Source organism: Streptomyces sp. NPDC033136, from assembly GCF_055578235.1.
The window spans coordinates 278557-292877 of sequence record NZ_JBVIPD010000002.1 but is presented as its reverse complement, the minus strand read 5'-3'; the positions used below and the strand labels follow the sequence as shown (position 1 = coordinate 292877).

The window sequence follows — 14321 nt, the reverse complement described above, 5'->3', positions numbered from 1 at the left end:
GGCTATCCCTCCCTGCGAATGGACTGATGCCAGTGCAGCGCCCGCCGCTCGACAGCCCGGGCCACCAGGTTGATCGCGACTCCCAGCACCCCGGTGACCAGGACCAGGGCGTAGACCCGCGGCACGGCGCCGGATGTCTGCGCCACGGCGATCAGATGGCCCAGCCCGGGCGAACCGATGACGAGTTCCGCGGTGATGGCGAGGACGAGCGCCACGGTCGCGGCCAGCCGCACACCCGTCATCACATACGGCAGCGCGGTGGGCCACATGACGTACCGCACCCGCCCCCACCTGCCCATCCGGTAGCTGCGGGCGGTGTCGTCCGCGACCGGGTCGACGTCCTGCATTCCGGCCAGCACCTGGACGAGCACCTGCCAGAAGGAGGCGTACACCACCAGCAGCAGCTTCGACCTCAGGTCGGTGCCGTAGAGCAGGACCGCCACCGGGATCAGGGCCACCGACGGTATCGGCCTCAGGAACTCGATGGTGGAGGCGGTCACCGCCCGCAGCACGGGCACCGAGCCGATCACGATTCCGGCCACCACGCCCGTCACGACGGCGATGGCGAGCCCCAGGCCCCAGCCGGTCAGCGTGTCACCGAGCGCGGTCCAGAACGTGTCCTCGGCGAGCAGGAGCCACAGGGCCCGGCCCATCTCCGACGCGGGCGGAAGGTAGTCGGCGGACACCAGCCCGCTGTACGGAAGGACCTGAAGCAGGATCACCAGCCCGGCCAGGCCGGCCAGTCCGCGCAGCGGGGTGGCGGCTCCCTCCAGCACACGCCGGGCGCGGCCACCGCCCGGACCGCCGGGAGCCGTATCGGCTCCGGCGGCTCCGACGGTCTTCGTCAGCGCGGAAGTGCTCCCTGACCCGGTCACGAGAACAGTGCGGCCAGGTCGGGCTTCTTGCCGTCGAACATGCCGTCCTGCTCACCGAGAGAGGCCACCTTCTCCAGCGAGGCCATGTCGTACTCCGTCGGCCAGGTCGGCAGGGTCAGGCTCTTCAGCACCTCACCGTCGATCTTGGTGTACGTCGTGACGATCTGACGTGCCTCGTCCGGGTGCTCCGAGGCGTACTCGAGCGACTCGGACACCGCCTCGGTGAACTTCTTCACCAGATCGGGGTTCTCCTGCGCCAGCTTGGCGGAGGCGAAATACGTCGCGATGGTGAGCTTCGGGTCGGTCTCCGCGAACGGCGACGCCACGACCCGTGCGCCCTGCCCCCTGGCGATGGTCAGCGCGGGCTCGCCCATCCAGGCGGCGTCCACCTGCCCGCCGTCCAGCGCGGCCGGCATCTGATCGAACGGCATCTCGATGAACTTGACCTTCGAGGGGTCACCGCCGTCCTTGCGTACCGACTCGCGGACGGTGGTGTCCCCGATGTTCCGCAGCGTGTTCACCGCCACGGTCTTGCCGACGAGGTCCTTGGCCGACTTGACCGGGCTGTCCTTCTTGACGCCCACTCCGCTGATGTCCTTGTCGGTGTCACCGGTGGAGGCGGCTCCGTTGACCACGGACTTGATCGGCACGCCCTTGGTCTGGGCGATCATCAGCGAAGTGACGTTGCTGAACCCGAACTGGAACTGACCGCTCACCACACCGGGGATGATCGCGGCACCGCCCTGGGCGGACTCCATCTTCAGGTCGATTCCGCGGCTGCTGAAGAAGCCCTTCTTCTGTCCCAGATACAGCGGCGCCACATCGACGATCGGGATGATCCCCACTTTGACCTGGGTGGCCTTGCCCTCACCCGAGGAGGATGAACCACCGGTCCCGGAAGACGATCCGCATCCGGCCGCGGCCGCGACCGTCACTACCGCTACGGCAAGCCCAAGAACGCGTCTTTGCATGGGTCCTCCTGATGAGAACGATGTGTGCGCATTGCGAACGTTTGTACGTTTACCGAACAAGGCATGCGGAGGCTATGCCCGTGCCCGAATCGCGTCAATAGCTCGCGCCGGGCGCAGTCGCCGACGCCGGCGAGCACGGCAGCCGAAGGCGCGGAGACCAGCACCTTCTCGGGAGCCCTTCCGCCTGGCGGAAGTCGCCTTGCCGAAGCGGCCCCGGCATCACGACCCTGATTCCAACCACGGCACGCGGGGCGACGGCGCCCCGCCGACAGGGACGGGAACCCCATGCCTCACACCACCGCCTTCGCCAGGAACCAGTGGTACGTCGCCGCCTACAGTCACGAGGTCGGGCGGGAGTTGCTCGGACGGACGATCCTCGGCGAGACGCTCGTGCTTTACCGGACCGAGGAGGAGGGCACACCGGTCGTGCTGCACGACCGGTGTGTGCACCGCCGGTACCCGCTGTCGGAGGCGCCGACGCGGCTGGACGGGGACCGGATCGTGTGCGGGTACCACGGCTTCACCTACGACACGACCGGCACGTGCGTGTACGTGCCGGGACAGAAGCGGGTGCCGCGCACGGCCCGGGTCGCCTCCTACCCCGTCATCGAGCAGGACTCGCTGATCTGGGTGTGGATCGGTGACCCGGCGCTCGCCGACCCGCAGGTCATCCCCCGGGCGAGGCACCTGGACTCCCCGGGCTGGGTCACCGTGCGCGGCATGGAGCCCATCGACTGCGACTACGGCCTGCTGGTCGACAACCTCCTCGACCTGTCCCACGAGACGTATCTGCACGGCGGTTACATCGGCACCCCCGAGGTCGCCGAGACGCCGATCACGACGGAGGTCGACGAGGGCGCCGGGATCGTCCGGGTCAGCCGGCACATGGACGACGCCGAGTGCCCGCCGTTCTACGCGAGGTCCACCGGCATCGAGGGCCGGATCACCCGCTGGCAGGACATCGAGTACCACGCCCCCTGCCTGTACCTGCTGCACAGCCGTATCGCGCCGGTCGGAGTGGAGCCCGAGGCGGACGGCAGCGACCCGAACGGCTTCCACACCGAGATCACGTACGCGATCACCCCGTCCGGCGACGGCAAGGTGTACGACTTCTGGGCGGTCTCGCGCGACTGGGCGACGGACGACGCCGAGGTCACCGAGTTCCTGCGGGGCAACAACCACACGGTCGTGATGCAGGACGTCACCGCGCTCAACCTGCTCCAGAAGACGCTCGGCACCGAGCGGACCGGCTACCAGGAGCTGAGCATCAACATCGACACCGGCGGTCTGGCCGCCCGCCGCATCCTCGCCCGGCTGGTGGAGCAGGGCGAGAAGCCCGTGGAGAAGGTCCAGTGACGGCTCCGACCGGCGAGATCTACCGCATCGACTGGCTGCCCGGCACCGACGTCCTGCACGGCACGTGCCACTGCGGCCGTGAGCACACCGCGCAGGACCCGGTCGAGATGTGGGAGTGGATGCTCGCCCATCCACAGGGGCACGTGAGGACCGACGAGCCGCGAGGGGACAGCTCATGAGCGTGTACGAGGCCGAACTGGTCGTCGAGAAGCGGGAGTTCGCGGCCGAGGGGGTGCTCGCCCTGACCCTGCGTCATCCGCTGGGCGAGCCGCTTGCGCCCTGGGAGCCGGGCGCGCACCTCGACGTCGTGCTCGGACCCGGCCTGGAGCGGCAGTACTCACTGTGCGGCGATCCGGCGGACCGGTCCGCCTGGCGGATCGCGGTGCTGCGCGAGCCCGCCGGGCGGGGCGGCTCCGCCCATGTGCACGAGCAGCTCGGCGAGGGCGCCAAGCTCCGGGTGCGCGGGCCCCGGAACAACTTCGGCCTGGAGTCCGCCCCCCGGTACCGATTCGTCGCGGGCGGCATCGGGATCACCCCGATCCTGCCGATGCTGGCGGCGGCCGAGGCGGCGGGCGCCGAGTGGACCCTGCTGTACGGCGGCCGCACCCGCCGGTCCATGGCGTTCTGCGGGGAACTGGCCCGCTACGGGGACCGGGTGACGATCGCGCCCGAGGACGAGACGGGGCTGCTGGACCTGCCGCCGGTGCTGGACGACGTACCCGAGGGCACCCTCGTCTACTGCTGCGGCCCCGGGCCGCTGCTGGACGCGGTCGAGGCCCGGTGCCCCTCGGGGGTGCTGCGCGTCGAGCGGTTCCAGCCGAAGAAGCGGGAGACCGGTGAGAACACCGGGTTCGAGGTGGAGCTGGCGCGCAGCGGCCGGACGCTCAGCGTCGCACCGGACGTGTCCGTCCTCGACGCCGTGCGCGCCGCCGGGATCGAGGTGCTGTACTCCTGTACCGAGGGCACCTGCGGCACGTGCGAGACCGAGGTCCTGGAGGGCGAGCCGGACCACCGCGACTCCGTCCTGACCGACGACGAGCGCGCGGCGGGCGAGACCATGCTCATCTGCGTGTCCCGCTGCCGAGGGAAGCGGCTCGTGCTGGATCTGTGAACCCCGAGGGGGCGTCAACATGCTGTTGCAGCAGGGGCGTTCACTCCGGCTCGGAGTGGGCTCCTCATGGGGCCCCTCGCGAGGCAGGAGGTCGGGATCGGTCAGGGGGCTGCCCACAGGCCACGGACGTGCCCGAGGTGCCGGGTCATCACCGCCCGTACGGCCTCTTCGTCCCGGGCGAGCAGCGCGTCCAGGATCTCCAGGTGCTCCTCGGCGGACGCCTCCAGCCGTCCCTGCTGCACCAGCGCGGTCAGCCCGTACAGCCGGGAGCGGCGTCTGAGGTCCCGTACGACGTCGACGAGGTGGCCGTTGCCGGCGAGGGCCAGCAGGCCGAGGTGGAAGCGCAGGTCGGCCTCTACGTACGCGATGAGGTCGCCCGCCGCGGCGGAGGTGACGATCTCCCGGGCGACCGGGCGGAGCGCCTCCAGTGCCACCGGTTCGGCCGTGCGGGCCAGGCCGGCCGTCGTGGGGATCTCGATCAGCGCGCGGATGTGGGTGTACTCGTCGAGTTGCCTCTCGGAGACGGCGGTGACGCGGAAGCCCTTGTTGGGCACGGTGTCGACCAGGCCTTCCTTTGCCAGGTCGAGCATGGCCTCGCGCACGGGGGTGGCCGAGACACCGAACCGGGCGGCGAGGCCGGGGGCCGAGTAGACCTCGCCGGGGCGCAGTTCACCGGCGATCAGGGCGGCCCGCAGCGCGTCCGCGACCCGCTCCCGGTGACTGGGTTTCCTGCTGCCCAGCACGGGCAGGGCGGGGGTGTGCCGCGGGGCCATGTCGGTCGGGGTTCCTCTCTGGTGCACAGGTCGTGTCCGGCTCACCGGGGCCGGTTCACAGGACGAACCCGGCCGGGAACGGGTCCTCGGGGTCGAGCAGGTACTGGGCGGTGCCGGTGATCCAGGCGCGTCCGGTGAAGCTGGGCAGCACGGCCGGGCGGCCGGCGACCTCGGTCGTGCCGAGCAGTCTGCCGGTGAACCGGGTGCCGATGAAGGACTCGTTCACGAACTCGGTGTGCGGGGGGAGTTCACCGCGTGCGTGGAGCTGCGCCATGCGGGCGCTGGTGCCCGTGCCGCAGGGCGAGCGGTCGAACCAGCCGGGGTGGATGGCCATGGCGTGCCGGGAGTGCCGGGCGGTCGAGCCGGGGGCGGCCAGGTAGACGTGGTGGAGGCCGTGGATGGACGGGTCCTCCGGGTGGACGGGCGGGTCCTCGGCGTTGACGGCGGCCATGAGGGACAGGCCCGCGGCGAGGATCTCGTCCTTGCGGGACCGGTCGAAGGGCAGGCCGAGCCGCTCCAGGGGCAGGATGGCGTAGAAGTTGCCGCCGAAGGCCAGGTCGTAGGTGACCGTCCGGCCGTCGGCGAGGGTGGCCTCTCGGTCGAGGGCGACCGCGAAGGAGGGGACGTTCCGGAGGGTGACCGCCTTGGCGGCGCCGTTCTCGACCGCGACCTCGGCGACGACCGGGCCCGCCGGGGTGTCGAGCCGGATGGTGGTGACCGGTTCGGTCGCCTCGACCATGCCGGTCTCGACGAGCACGGTCGCCACGCCGATGGTGCCGTGCCCGCACATCGGCAGATAGCCGGAGACCTCGATGTAGACGACGCCCCAGTCGCAGTCGGGCCGGGTCGGCGGCTGGAGGATCGCGCCGCTCATGGCGGAGTGGCCGCGCGGCTCGTTCATCAGCAACTGCTTGATGTCGTCGCGGTGCTCGCGGAACCACAGCCGCCGTTCGTTCATGGTGGCGCCGGGGATGGTGCCGATGCCGCCGGTGATCACGCGGGTCGGCATGCCCTCGGTGTGTGAGTCGACGGCGTGCAGGACGAGTCTGCTGCGCATGATCCCTACGACAATCCGGCCGCGACGGCCTTCTCGGTGGCGGCTCGGACGGCGGCCTCCTGCCCGGGCAGCAGCGGCACGCGCGGCGGGCGGCAGGGTCCGCCGTGACGGCCGACGACGTCCATGGACAGCTTGATGGCCTGGACGAACTCCACCCGCGAGTCCCACCGCAGCAGCGGATGCAGCTGCCGGTACAGGGGCAGCGCGGTGTCGAGGTCGCCTGCGACGGCCGCGCGGTACAGCTCGGCCGAGGCGCGGGGCAGCGCGTTCGGGTAGCCGGCCACCCACCCCTTCGCGCCCGCGACGGCCAGTTCCAGCAGGACGTCGTCCGCGCCGATCAGCAGGTCGAGTCCGGGCGCGAGTTCGGCGATCCGGTAGGCCCGGCGGACGTCGCCCGAGAACTCCTTCACGCCCTGGATGTGCCCCTCGCCGTGCAGCCGGGCGAGCAGTTCCGGTACCAGGTCGACCTTGGTGTCGATCGGGTTGTTGTACGCGACGACCGGCAGGCCCGCCTTCGCGACCTCGGCGTAGTGGGCGAGGACGGACCGCTCGTCGGCCCGGTAGGCGTTCGGCGGCAGCAGCATCACCGCCCGGCAGCCCGCCTCACCCGCCTGCTCGGCCCAGCGCCGGGACTCGGCGGAGCCGTAGGCGGCGACGCCGGGCATGACACGCTGCCCGCCGATCGCGGCGACGGCCGTCTCCACGACCCGGGCGCGCTCCTCGGGGGTGAGCACCTGGTACTCGCCGAGGGAACCGTTGGGCACCACGCCGTCGCAGCCGTTCTCGACGAGCCAGGCGCAGTGCTCGGCGTACTGGTCGTAGTTCACGGAGAGGTCGGCGTTCAGCGGGAGCGCGGTGGCGACGAGGACGCCGCGCCAGGGGCGGTGTTCGGTCATGACGGTCCCTCCTGGGGGTGTTGCCGGGCGAGGACGCCGAGCGGCACGGGCCGGGCGAACGGCCGTCTGGACGGGGTGGGGTCACAGCCGGCGAGACCCGCGACCGCGGTGGCGCACATCCGGCCCTGGCACCAGCCCATCCCGGCCCGGGTGAGCAGCTTCACGGTGCGCTCGTCGCCGGCTCCGAGCTCCCGTGCCTCCCGTACGGTCCCGGCGGTGACCTCCTCGCAGCGGCAGACCACGGTGTCGTCGGTGACCTGCTCGGGCCAGTGGGCGGGCGGGGCGTAGGCGGAGTCGAGGGAGGCGGCGGATCTCCTGAGCCGGGTACGGGCCTTCAGGGCGGCGGGGGCCGGCTCGGGGGCGGTGCCGCGCAGGCGGGCCGCGGCGGAGGAGCCGGCGATGTGTCCCTCGGCGAGGGCGAGGGCGGCGCCGCCGATGCCGGTGGCTTCCCCGGCCGCCCAGACGCCGGGCACGCTCGTGCGCTGCTCGGTGTCGACGGCCACGGTGAGCCCGTCGAGCCGGCAGCCGAGGCCGTCGGCGAGGTCGGTGTGCGGGAGCATGCCGTGGCCGACGGCCAGGGTGTCGCAGGGCAGGTGCCGCTCGGTGCCGGGCCGGACGCGGCCGTCGGGGTCGAGCGCGGCGACCGTGACACCGGTCAGCCGGTCGTCGCCGTGGGCACGGACGACGGTGTGGCGGGCGAGGACCGGCACGCGGTGGCGCAGCAGCCGGGCGGCGTGTCCGGCGCCCTCCGGGAGCTTGCCGGCCAGGGCCCCGGCGTGGCCGGCCAGACGCCGGGGGGCGGTGGACTCCACCAGCGCGGCGACCTCGACACCGGCTGCCGCGAGTCCGGTCGCCACGGGCAGCAGCAGCGGCCCGGTCCCGGCCACGACTGCCCGGCGCCCCGGCACCACGAGCCCGCCCTTGAGCATGGCCTGCGCTCCTCCGGCGGTGACGACACCCGGGAGGGTCCAGCCGGGGAAGGGCAGCACCTTCTCGTATCCCCCGGTGGCCAGGAGCACGGCCCGGGTATGCACTTCGGCCCCCACCTCCTGTCCGGGCCCGAGCAGCGCGTGCACCGTGCAGCCGCCGGACGTGCGCTCCACACACCACACATGGTGATCCGTCAGGACGCGCACGGCACTGGCGGCGAGCCCGTCGCGCAGCCGCTCCCAGGTCCGCCACCGGTGGTGCAGCGCCTCGGGCCGTGCGGCCCCGAGCCCGGCGGCGGGCTGCCGGTAGAACTGCCCGCCCGGCTCGGTCGCGGCATCGACGAGCGTGACCCGCGCACCGCGCGCGGAGGCCGCCAGGGCGGCGGCCAGCCCGGCCGGTCCGGCGCCGATCACGGCGAGGTCGGTCCGCACGACCGGCCCCTCGTCGCCCGCTCCCCCACCGGCCGGCCTCGTGTGGCCCGTCCCGTCCTGCGTCGCGATCACGTCCCCCGGCCGCACCGTCACCAGGCAGGCCCGTTGGTCGGGCCGTCCGTTGACGCTCACCAGGCAGTCGAAGCAGACGCCGATCCCGCAGAACACCCCGCGTGGGCGGCCCTCGCCCCGGGTGGTGCGCCAGGACGTGACGCCCGCCGCCCACAGCACGGCGGCGACCGTCTGCCCGGGCCGTGCCTCGACCGGCCGCCCGTCGAAGGTGACGGTGAAGGCGGGGCCGGGCCTGGCTCCCGCCAGTTCCAGCGGATTCACACGGCCTCCTCGGGGAAGCGGTCGGGCCGGAACGGGCCGAGGTCCAGGTCGGGCGTCCGCTCCGTCAGTACCTGGGCGATCAGTTGCCCGGTGCCGGTGGCCAGCCCGATGCCCGCGCCCTCGTGCCCGCAGGCGTGCAGCAGCCCGGGCGCCCGCGGGTCGGGGCCGATCGCGGGCAGATGGTCCGGCAGATACGGCCGGAAGCCGGCGTAGGTCCGCAGGGCCCGGACTCCGGCCAGGAACGGGAAGAGCCCGGTCGCGCCCGCCGCCAGCGCCCGGACGGCCGGGAGGGACAACGACCGGTCGAAACCGACCCGTTCGCGGCTGGCGCCGATGAGGACCGGCCCCGCGGGCGTGCCCTCCACCACCGGAGAGGTCTGCAGCGCCGCCGAGTCGCTCGCGACGTCGGCCACGTAGTCGGCGGCGTACACCTTGTGCCGGATCCGGGGCGGCAGCGGCTCGGTGACCAGGACGAAGCCGCGCCGCGGCAGCACCGGCAGGGACATTCCGGCCCGGGCCGCCACCTCGCCGCCCCAGGTGCCGGCCGCGTTGACGACGGCCGGGGCGTGGAGGTCGCCCCGGTCGGTCCGCACGCCGCGCACCGCGCCGTCGGGCCCTCGCAGCACCCCGGTCACCTCCTGGCCGGTGAGGATCCGGGCGTTCGAGGCGCGCAGCAGGTGCGCGGCGGCGAGGGCGGGCATCACCTGGGCGTCCTGCGGGTAGTGCACGCCGCCCGCGAGGCCCGGGCGGAGATACGGCTCCAGGTCGGGCAGCCGGTCGGGCGGCACCGGGACCGCCTCTACCCCGGCGGCCCGCTGTGCGATGGCGAGTTCCTCCAGCCCGGCCAGGGCCCTGCCGGTGCCGGCGACGACGACACCGCCCTTGGCCTCGTACTCGACCGCCTTCCCCAGTCCTTCCGCGGCCAGTTCGGCCCACAGGCGGGCGGAGAGCAGGGCCAGTTCGAGCTCGGGTCCGGGTTCCTTGTCGGAGACGAGGAGGTTCCCCTCCCCCGCGCCGGTCGTGCCGCCGGCCACCGGGCCCCGGTCCACCACGACGGCGTCGAGACCCGCCCGGGCCGCGTACAGGGCGCAGGCGGCGCCCACCACTCCGGCTCCGACCACCACGACATCGCAGGTCAGCGGCTCGCTCACGGTAGTACTATGTCACACAGCACATTGCCTGGGAATGGGGCGGACCGGGGTCGCGGAGCAGTCGGGCGCGGTCAGTCGGCCGCGGGCACGACCCTGAGGTGGGAGGCGGTACGGCGCGTGCGGCGGTCCCGGGAGGGGGCGCGGCGGGCCTCGCGCAGGACGAAGGTGATCCGGGTGCAGCCCAGTTCGTCGAGCACCCGGGACGTCTCGGCGACGAGCCGGCACTCGGTGGCGCCCCGGCGCGGGTCCGGGTGCAGCAGCGGCCGTACGGCACCGTCCTGCTCGACGGCGCCCTCGCCGACCGAGCGGATCCAGTGCGGCAGGCCCTGCCGGTAGGCGGCCTCCATGATCGGGTCCTGCGCGATGTCCCGGCGGATGGCCTGGAGCCCGTGGTCGGGGCCGAGGCTCTCCACGGTCCGCGCGAAGTGCGCGAGCATCGGCAGGCACCAGCTCGCCTCGTGCTCGCCGAGCACGGTGGGCGCGTCGGGGTGGAAGAGCACGAACCGGAGGAAGTTGTCGCCCGGCATCGCCGTCGGATGCGGTCCGACCGCACTGAAAAGTGACCGGAAGGCGCTGTTGGTCAGCACCACGTCCCAGCAGTGGTCGACGACGAGGGAGGGGAAGGAGACCGCCTCCAGGAGCCCGGCGTAGTCGTCCAGGTAGGCCTGGGCCTCGGGAGTCTCGGGGACGGGCCGCGGTGCCGGCCGCTGCCCTCCTGCCTGATATGCCATCGGGAGGTCACCCCTCTTGCCTGTGCGGCCTTGACGCGGCGCCCCGATCCTGCTGCCCGGAGCTGAGGCGTGTCAACTATCGTGGCATTCCGCGCCCGTTGGCGGCTGAAATTGGCCACAGTTGTGGCGAGACCTGGATGTGAGTTCGAAGCACCCGCTACGCTCCGGGAAGTTCACGCCGGGGTAAGTCACGGCATCCACTTGTGAGAAGCCTGTGAGAGACGTAGGAGATCTGTCGGTGACGGGTGGCTTCGTCGAGGGTCCGGGCGTCACGCCGACGGCCGTGCTACCGGCCGTCGTCTCCCGTGTCGGCGCGCTCGCCGACCGGATCGGCGTGCCGCACGCCGAGGTCTTCGACACCGGCCGGCTGTCCGTCGCCTCCGGGGTCCCTGAGCCCGTGGTGCGGGCTCTCCTCAGCGGCCGGCCGGCGGGGGAGCCCGATGTGCAGGCCCGGTTCCTGCAGCGCCTGGACCTGCTGCGCCGGACCCGGCTCAAGCCCAACGGCCGCAAGTACACCCAGCAGGAGATCGCCGACGGCGCGGGCATGTCCCGGCAGCAGGCCGGGGCCCTCATCAACGGCGACCGGCGGCCGACCATGGAGCACTGCGACGCCCTCCAGCGGTTCTTCCGGGTGCACGCCGGTTTCCTGACGGCCGAGGATCCCGAGGCCCTCGTGAGCGCTCTCCAGCACAGCGAGCAGGAGTTGCTGCAGAAGCTCGCCGACCGGGAGCGGGAGGCGGCCGCGGCGGCGGACGACCCCCTGGAGCGGCTGCTGCAGGACCACGGCGTGCGCGGCATCGCCTGGCGGGCCGCTCAGCTGCCCACCGACCAGCACCGCGACAAGGTCGCGGAGTGGCTGGACATGCTCCTGGAGAGCGTCAAGCGGCCCGAGTCGTGACCGTGGGGAGAACTGTGGGCATCGGTAGGGAAATGCGCCGCCTGTGCGGCGAACTGGTCGCGGAGCTGACCCTCCCCGCGCCGGCACGGCCCGACGAGTTGTACACCGCGCTGTGCGACGCCATGAGCAGACGCCGCGGCCGCCCCGTCCACTTCCGTACGGCCGCCTTCCCAGTCGGGACCGCCAGCGGGCTGTGGCTCGACATGGCCGAGCAGGACCTCGTGGTGATCGAGGAACGCACCGCTCCCGATCATCAGTTGGTGATCCTGGGGCACGAGCTGTGGCACATGAACGCCGGGCACTGCTCCCACCACGTGGAGGGCGCGTCCGTCGCCGCGCGGCTGCTGAACGACGGCGCCGATCTCCAGGCGACCGTGCTGAAGGTCGCCGCGCGCACCCGCTTCGACCTCGACGACGAGAAGGAGGCCGAGAGCTTCGGGCTACTGCTCGCCAGCAAGTGCCGGGCGTGGCTCGCTGGTTCGTCGTCGCGGGGGCCGGTGCAGCGGGATCATCTGGCCGGGCGGATCGAGGCGTCACTGGGGTACCGGGGGCCGCAGGGCTGACGGCCGCCGCCCGGCGGCACGCAGCGGTTCCGCCTCCGCCGAGCGGGCGAACCGGAGGGCTGCGCGGCCGGATTGTCAGTGGTGGACGGCAAGCTGGAGGTGCGCCACCGCTGTGCGGGGCGTGCGCGCCTCGCGGGCGCGGGACCGATGCCGCCGACACGGGGAGAGCCGACCGATGCCCACCGCCGTTCTGACCGACCGCGAACGCACCGCCGTCCAGGCCTATCTGCGGCTGCTCCACACCGTCCGCGCCGCCTTCGACCGCGACGGCGGCCCGCCCCTGGTCCCGCCCGCGGTCCTCGCCGAGGCCGAACAGGCCCTGGAGCGGGCCGGCCTGACGGGCAACGAGGAGACGTTCTTCCGCCTGCTGGAGAGCTGGTGTCCAGAGCCGGGCCCCTGAACGCCGGCTGCCCCGGCAGGCCCGGCCCGGCCTGCCGGGGCGGGTGCCCGGCTTCCGGGCCGAAACGCGCGCCCGGCCCGGCCCGCCGAGGCCCGGGCCTGCCGAGAACCGAGCCCACATTCCGGACCTGACGCGCGCCCGGCCCTGCCGAGTCCCTGTGCCGCGGCTCCGGGCCGAACTGCCGTGACCCGGGCGCGCAAAGGGCGATACACCTAGGCGTGCGGTACGGCGACCGCCGTCGCGACCAGGCCGTGGGCGGTGGTCCAGCGGCCCTCGAAGTGGTCGAGGCGGCGGTCGCCGAGCAGCGGGCCGGGCACGAGCAGCGCCGCGCGGAAGGTGCCGTCCGCGGTGAGCTCGATGTCGGCCTCCATGAAGTCCAGCCACCTGCCGGTGAGGGGGAACCAGGCCTTGTAGACGGACTCCTTGGCGCTGAACAGCAGCCGGTCCCCGTGGATGTCGGGGCGTTCGGCGGCGAGCCGCCGCAGCCGGGCCGCCTCCGTCGGCAGGGCCACGGCCTCCAGGACCCCCTCGGGCAGAGGTCCGTGGACCTCCGCGTCGATGCCGAGGGAGGCCAGGTCGGCGGCGCGGACCAGCGCGGCGGCGCAGTAGCCGTCGCAGTGGGTCATGCTGCCGGCCAGCCCCGCCGGCCAGCCCGGGGCGCCGCGCTCCCCGGGCAGGATCGGCTGGGGCGGCACGCCGAGCTTCTCCATGGCGCGGCGCGCGCAGGAGCGTACGGCGGCGAACTCCCGCCGCCGCTTGGCGACCGCCCGTGCCAAGAGTGCCGCCTCCTCCGGGTACAGCGGGGTGCCCGCGTCCTCGTCGCCGTGCGCCTCCACCGTGACCACCGTGCCGGGCAGCAGTTCCTCGATCATCGTTCCTCGCCCTCTCCCGGCAGGATGCGCCGCAGCCGCCCCGGCGGCCCGGACCGTTTGCGCCACTCGCGCGGATAGCCCACCGACACCTCCTCGAAGCGCACGCCCTCGTGGACGGTGCTGCGGGGGATGTGGAGATGGCCGTAGACCATGGTGTGGACGGGGAGTCTGTGATGCCAGTCGGCGGTCAGGGCCGTGCCGCACCACATGGCGAACTCGGGGTGCCACAGGACGTCCATGGGGTGCCGGTGCAGCGGGTAGTGGTTGACGGGGATCACGGGCAGGCCGTCGGGCAGTTCGGCGAGTCTGCGCTCCGTCCCGGCGACCCGGGCCCGGCACCAGGCCTCCCGGCTCGGGTAGGGGTCGGGGTGCAGCAGGTACTCGTCGGTGCACACGATCCCCGTGCCGTGCGCGTACCTGAGCCCCTGCTCCTTGGTCGCGCACCCGGCCGGCAGGAACGAGTAGTCGTAGAGCAGGAACAGCGGGGCGACGGCCACCGGCCCGCCGGGGCCCTCCCAGACGGGATAGGGGTCCTCGGGTGTCGTCACGCCGAGTTCCCGGCACAGTGCGACCAGGTACTCGTACCGGGCGACGCCGCGCAGGGTGACGGGATCGCTCGGATGGGTCCACAGCTCGTGGTTCCCGGGCACCCAGACGACCTTGCGGAAGCGGGCCGCGAGCGTTTCGAGGGCCCAGCGGATGTCGGCCACGGTCTCCGCGACGTCACCGGCGACGAGCAGCCAGTCCTCGTCCGTGCCGGGCCGCATCTCCTCGACCAGGGCACGGTTCTCCGGGTAACCGATGTGCAGATCGCTGATGGCCAGCAACTGTGCGGCACCACCGGCCGTCGACGTCACCTCTCACCCCTTCGCGCTCCCCGAGACCTCCCCCAAGAGATCACACGGACGCGCCAGGGACAAGGGCGGCCGGACGGCACCGGGCGGAGAACTCGTTCACACGAGCGTTGCACGAG

General features: G+C 73.0%; 16 protein-coding genes. 6 read left to right on the top strand and 10 right to left on the bottom strand.

Annotated elements, in window-relative coordinates; translation table 11 throughout:
* Positions 1-2: 2 nt before the first annotated feature.
* Positions 3-773 (bottom strand): ABC transporter permease, encoded by a 771-nt coding sequence (locus ACZ5TL_RS04480; protein ID WP_468588003.1) that lies wholly within the window; start codon positions 771-773, stop codon positions 3-5.
* 98 nt (positions 774-871) lie between these two features.
* Positions 872-1846, bottom strand: a complete 975-nt coding sequence (locus ACZ5TL_RS04475) for an ABC transporter substrate-binding protein (RefSeq protein WP_468587563.1) — start codon at positions 1844-1846, stop codon at positions 872-874.
* A 285-nt stretch (positions 1847-2131) separates the two neighbouring features.
* Between ACZ5TL_RS04475 and ACZ5TL_RS04470 the strand changes: the two genes are divergently transcribed.
* Genes ACZ5TL_RS04470 through ACZ5TL_RS04460 form a run of 3 tightly spaced genes read left to right on the top strand, consistent with a single transcriptional unit; the run spans position 2132 to position 4313 of the window.
* Positions 2132-3202: a Rieske 2Fe-2S domain-containing protein gene (locus ACZ5TL_RS04470; protein ID WP_468587561.1), complete on the top strand. Its 1071-nt coding sequence runs from the start codon at positions 2132-2134 to the stop codon at positions 3200-3202.
* Positions 3199-3381, top strand: a complete 183-nt coding sequence (locus ACZ5TL_RS04465) for a hypothetical protein (RefSeq protein ID WP_468587559.1) — start codon at positions 3199-3201, stop codon at positions 3379-3381. Before ACZ5TL_RS04470 ends, ACZ5TL_RS04465 begins: the two co-directional genes overlap by 4 nt.
* Positions 3378-4313: a PDR/VanB family oxidoreductase gene (locus ACZ5TL_RS04460; RefSeq protein WP_468587557.1), complete on the top strand. Its 936-nt coding sequence runs from the start codon at positions 3378-3380 to the stop codon at positions 4311-4313. The genes ACZ5TL_RS04465 and ACZ5TL_RS04460 overlap by 4 nt, the downstream gene beginning before the upstream one ends.
* 101 nt (positions 4314-4414) lie before the next feature.
* On the opposite strand, the gene ACZ5TL_RS04455 is transcribed toward ACZ5TL_RS04460, so the two are convergent.
* The 6 genes from ACZ5TL_RS04455 to ACZ5TL_RS04430 all read right to left on the bottom strand — a co-directional run bounded on the left by ACZ5TL_RS04455 (position 4415) and on the right by ACZ5TL_RS04430 (position 10615).
* On the bottom strand, positions 4415-5086 hold the full coding sequence (locus ACZ5TL_RS04455; RefSeq protein WP_468587555.1) for a GntR family transcriptional regulator: 672 nt from the start codon (positions 5084-5086) through the stop codon (positions 4415-4417).
* A 55-nt stretch (positions 5087-5141) separates the two neighbouring features.
* Positions 5142-6143: a proline racemase family protein gene (locus ACZ5TL_RS04450; RefSeq protein WP_468587553.1), complete on the bottom strand. Its 1002-nt coding sequence runs from the start codon at positions 6141-6143 to the stop codon at positions 5142-5144.
* A gap of 5 nt (positions 6144-6148) precedes the next feature.
* Positions 6149-7039, bottom strand: coding sequence for a dihydrodipicolinate synthase family protein (locus ACZ5TL_RS04445; protein ID WP_468587551.1), 891 nt, complete (start codon positions 7037-7039; stop codon positions 6149-6151).
* Entirely contained in the window at positions 7036-8733 is a 1698-nt protein-coding gene (locus ACZ5TL_RS04440) for an FAD-dependent oxidoreductase (RefSeq protein ID WP_468587549.1), read from the bottom strand. The genes ACZ5TL_RS04445 and ACZ5TL_RS04440 overlap by 4 nt, the downstream gene beginning before the upstream one ends.
* The gene (locus ACZ5TL_RS04435) at positions 8730-9884 is read right to left on the bottom strand and encodes an NAD(P)/FAD-dependent oxidoreductase (protein WP_468587547.1); all 1155 of its coding nucleotides are present in this window, start codon (positions 9882-9884) and stop codon (positions 8730-8732) included. The genes ACZ5TL_RS04440 and ACZ5TL_RS04435 overlap by 4 nt, the downstream gene beginning before the upstream one ends.
* Before the next feature lie 71 nt (positions 9885-9955).
* Complete coding sequence (locus ACZ5TL_RS04430) at positions 9956-10615, bottom strand: MmyB family transcriptional regulator (RefSeq protein WP_468587545.1); 660 nt, start codon at positions 10613-10615, stop codon at positions 9956-9958.
* 238 nt (positions 10616-10853) lie between these two features.
* Between ACZ5TL_RS04430 and ACZ5TL_RS04425 the strand changes: the two genes are divergently transcribed.
* From ACZ5TL_RS04425 to ACZ5TL_RS04415, 3 genes are all read left to right on the top strand, one after another.
* Positions 10854-11513 (top strand): helix-turn-helix domain-containing protein, encoded by a 660-nt coding sequence (locus tag ACZ5TL_RS04425; protein WP_468587543.1) that lies wholly within the window; start codon positions 10854-10856, stop codon positions 11511-11513.
* A gap of 32 nt (positions 11514-11545) precedes the next feature.
* Positions 11546-12076, top strand: coding sequence for a toxin-antitoxin system, toxin component (locus tag ACZ5TL_RS04420; protein WP_468588001.1), 531 nt, complete (start codon positions 11546-11548; stop codon positions 12074-12076).
* Between the two features lie 175 nt (positions 12077-12251).
* On the top strand, positions 12252-12476 hold the full coding sequence (locus ACZ5TL_RS04415) for a hypothetical protein (RefSeq protein ID WP_468587541.1): 225 nt from the start codon (positions 12252-12254) through the stop codon (positions 12474-12476).
* A gap of 212 nt (positions 12477-12688) precedes the next feature.
* On the opposite strand, the gene ACZ5TL_RS04410 is transcribed toward ACZ5TL_RS04415, so the two are convergent.
* Complete coding sequence (locus ACZ5TL_RS04410; RefSeq protein ID WP_468587539.1) at positions 12689-13348, bottom strand: 4'-phosphopantetheinyl transferase family protein; 660 nt, start codon at positions 13346-13348, stop codon at positions 12689-12691.
* Positions 13345-14205, bottom strand: a complete 861-nt coding sequence (locus tag ACZ5TL_RS04405) for a metallophosphoesterase family protein (RefSeq protein ID WP_468587537.1) — start codon at positions 14203-14205, stop codon at positions 13345-13347. Before ACZ5TL_RS04405 ends, ACZ5TL_RS04410 begins: the two co-directional genes overlap by 4 nt.
* Positions 14206-14321: the final 116 nt, after the last annotated feature.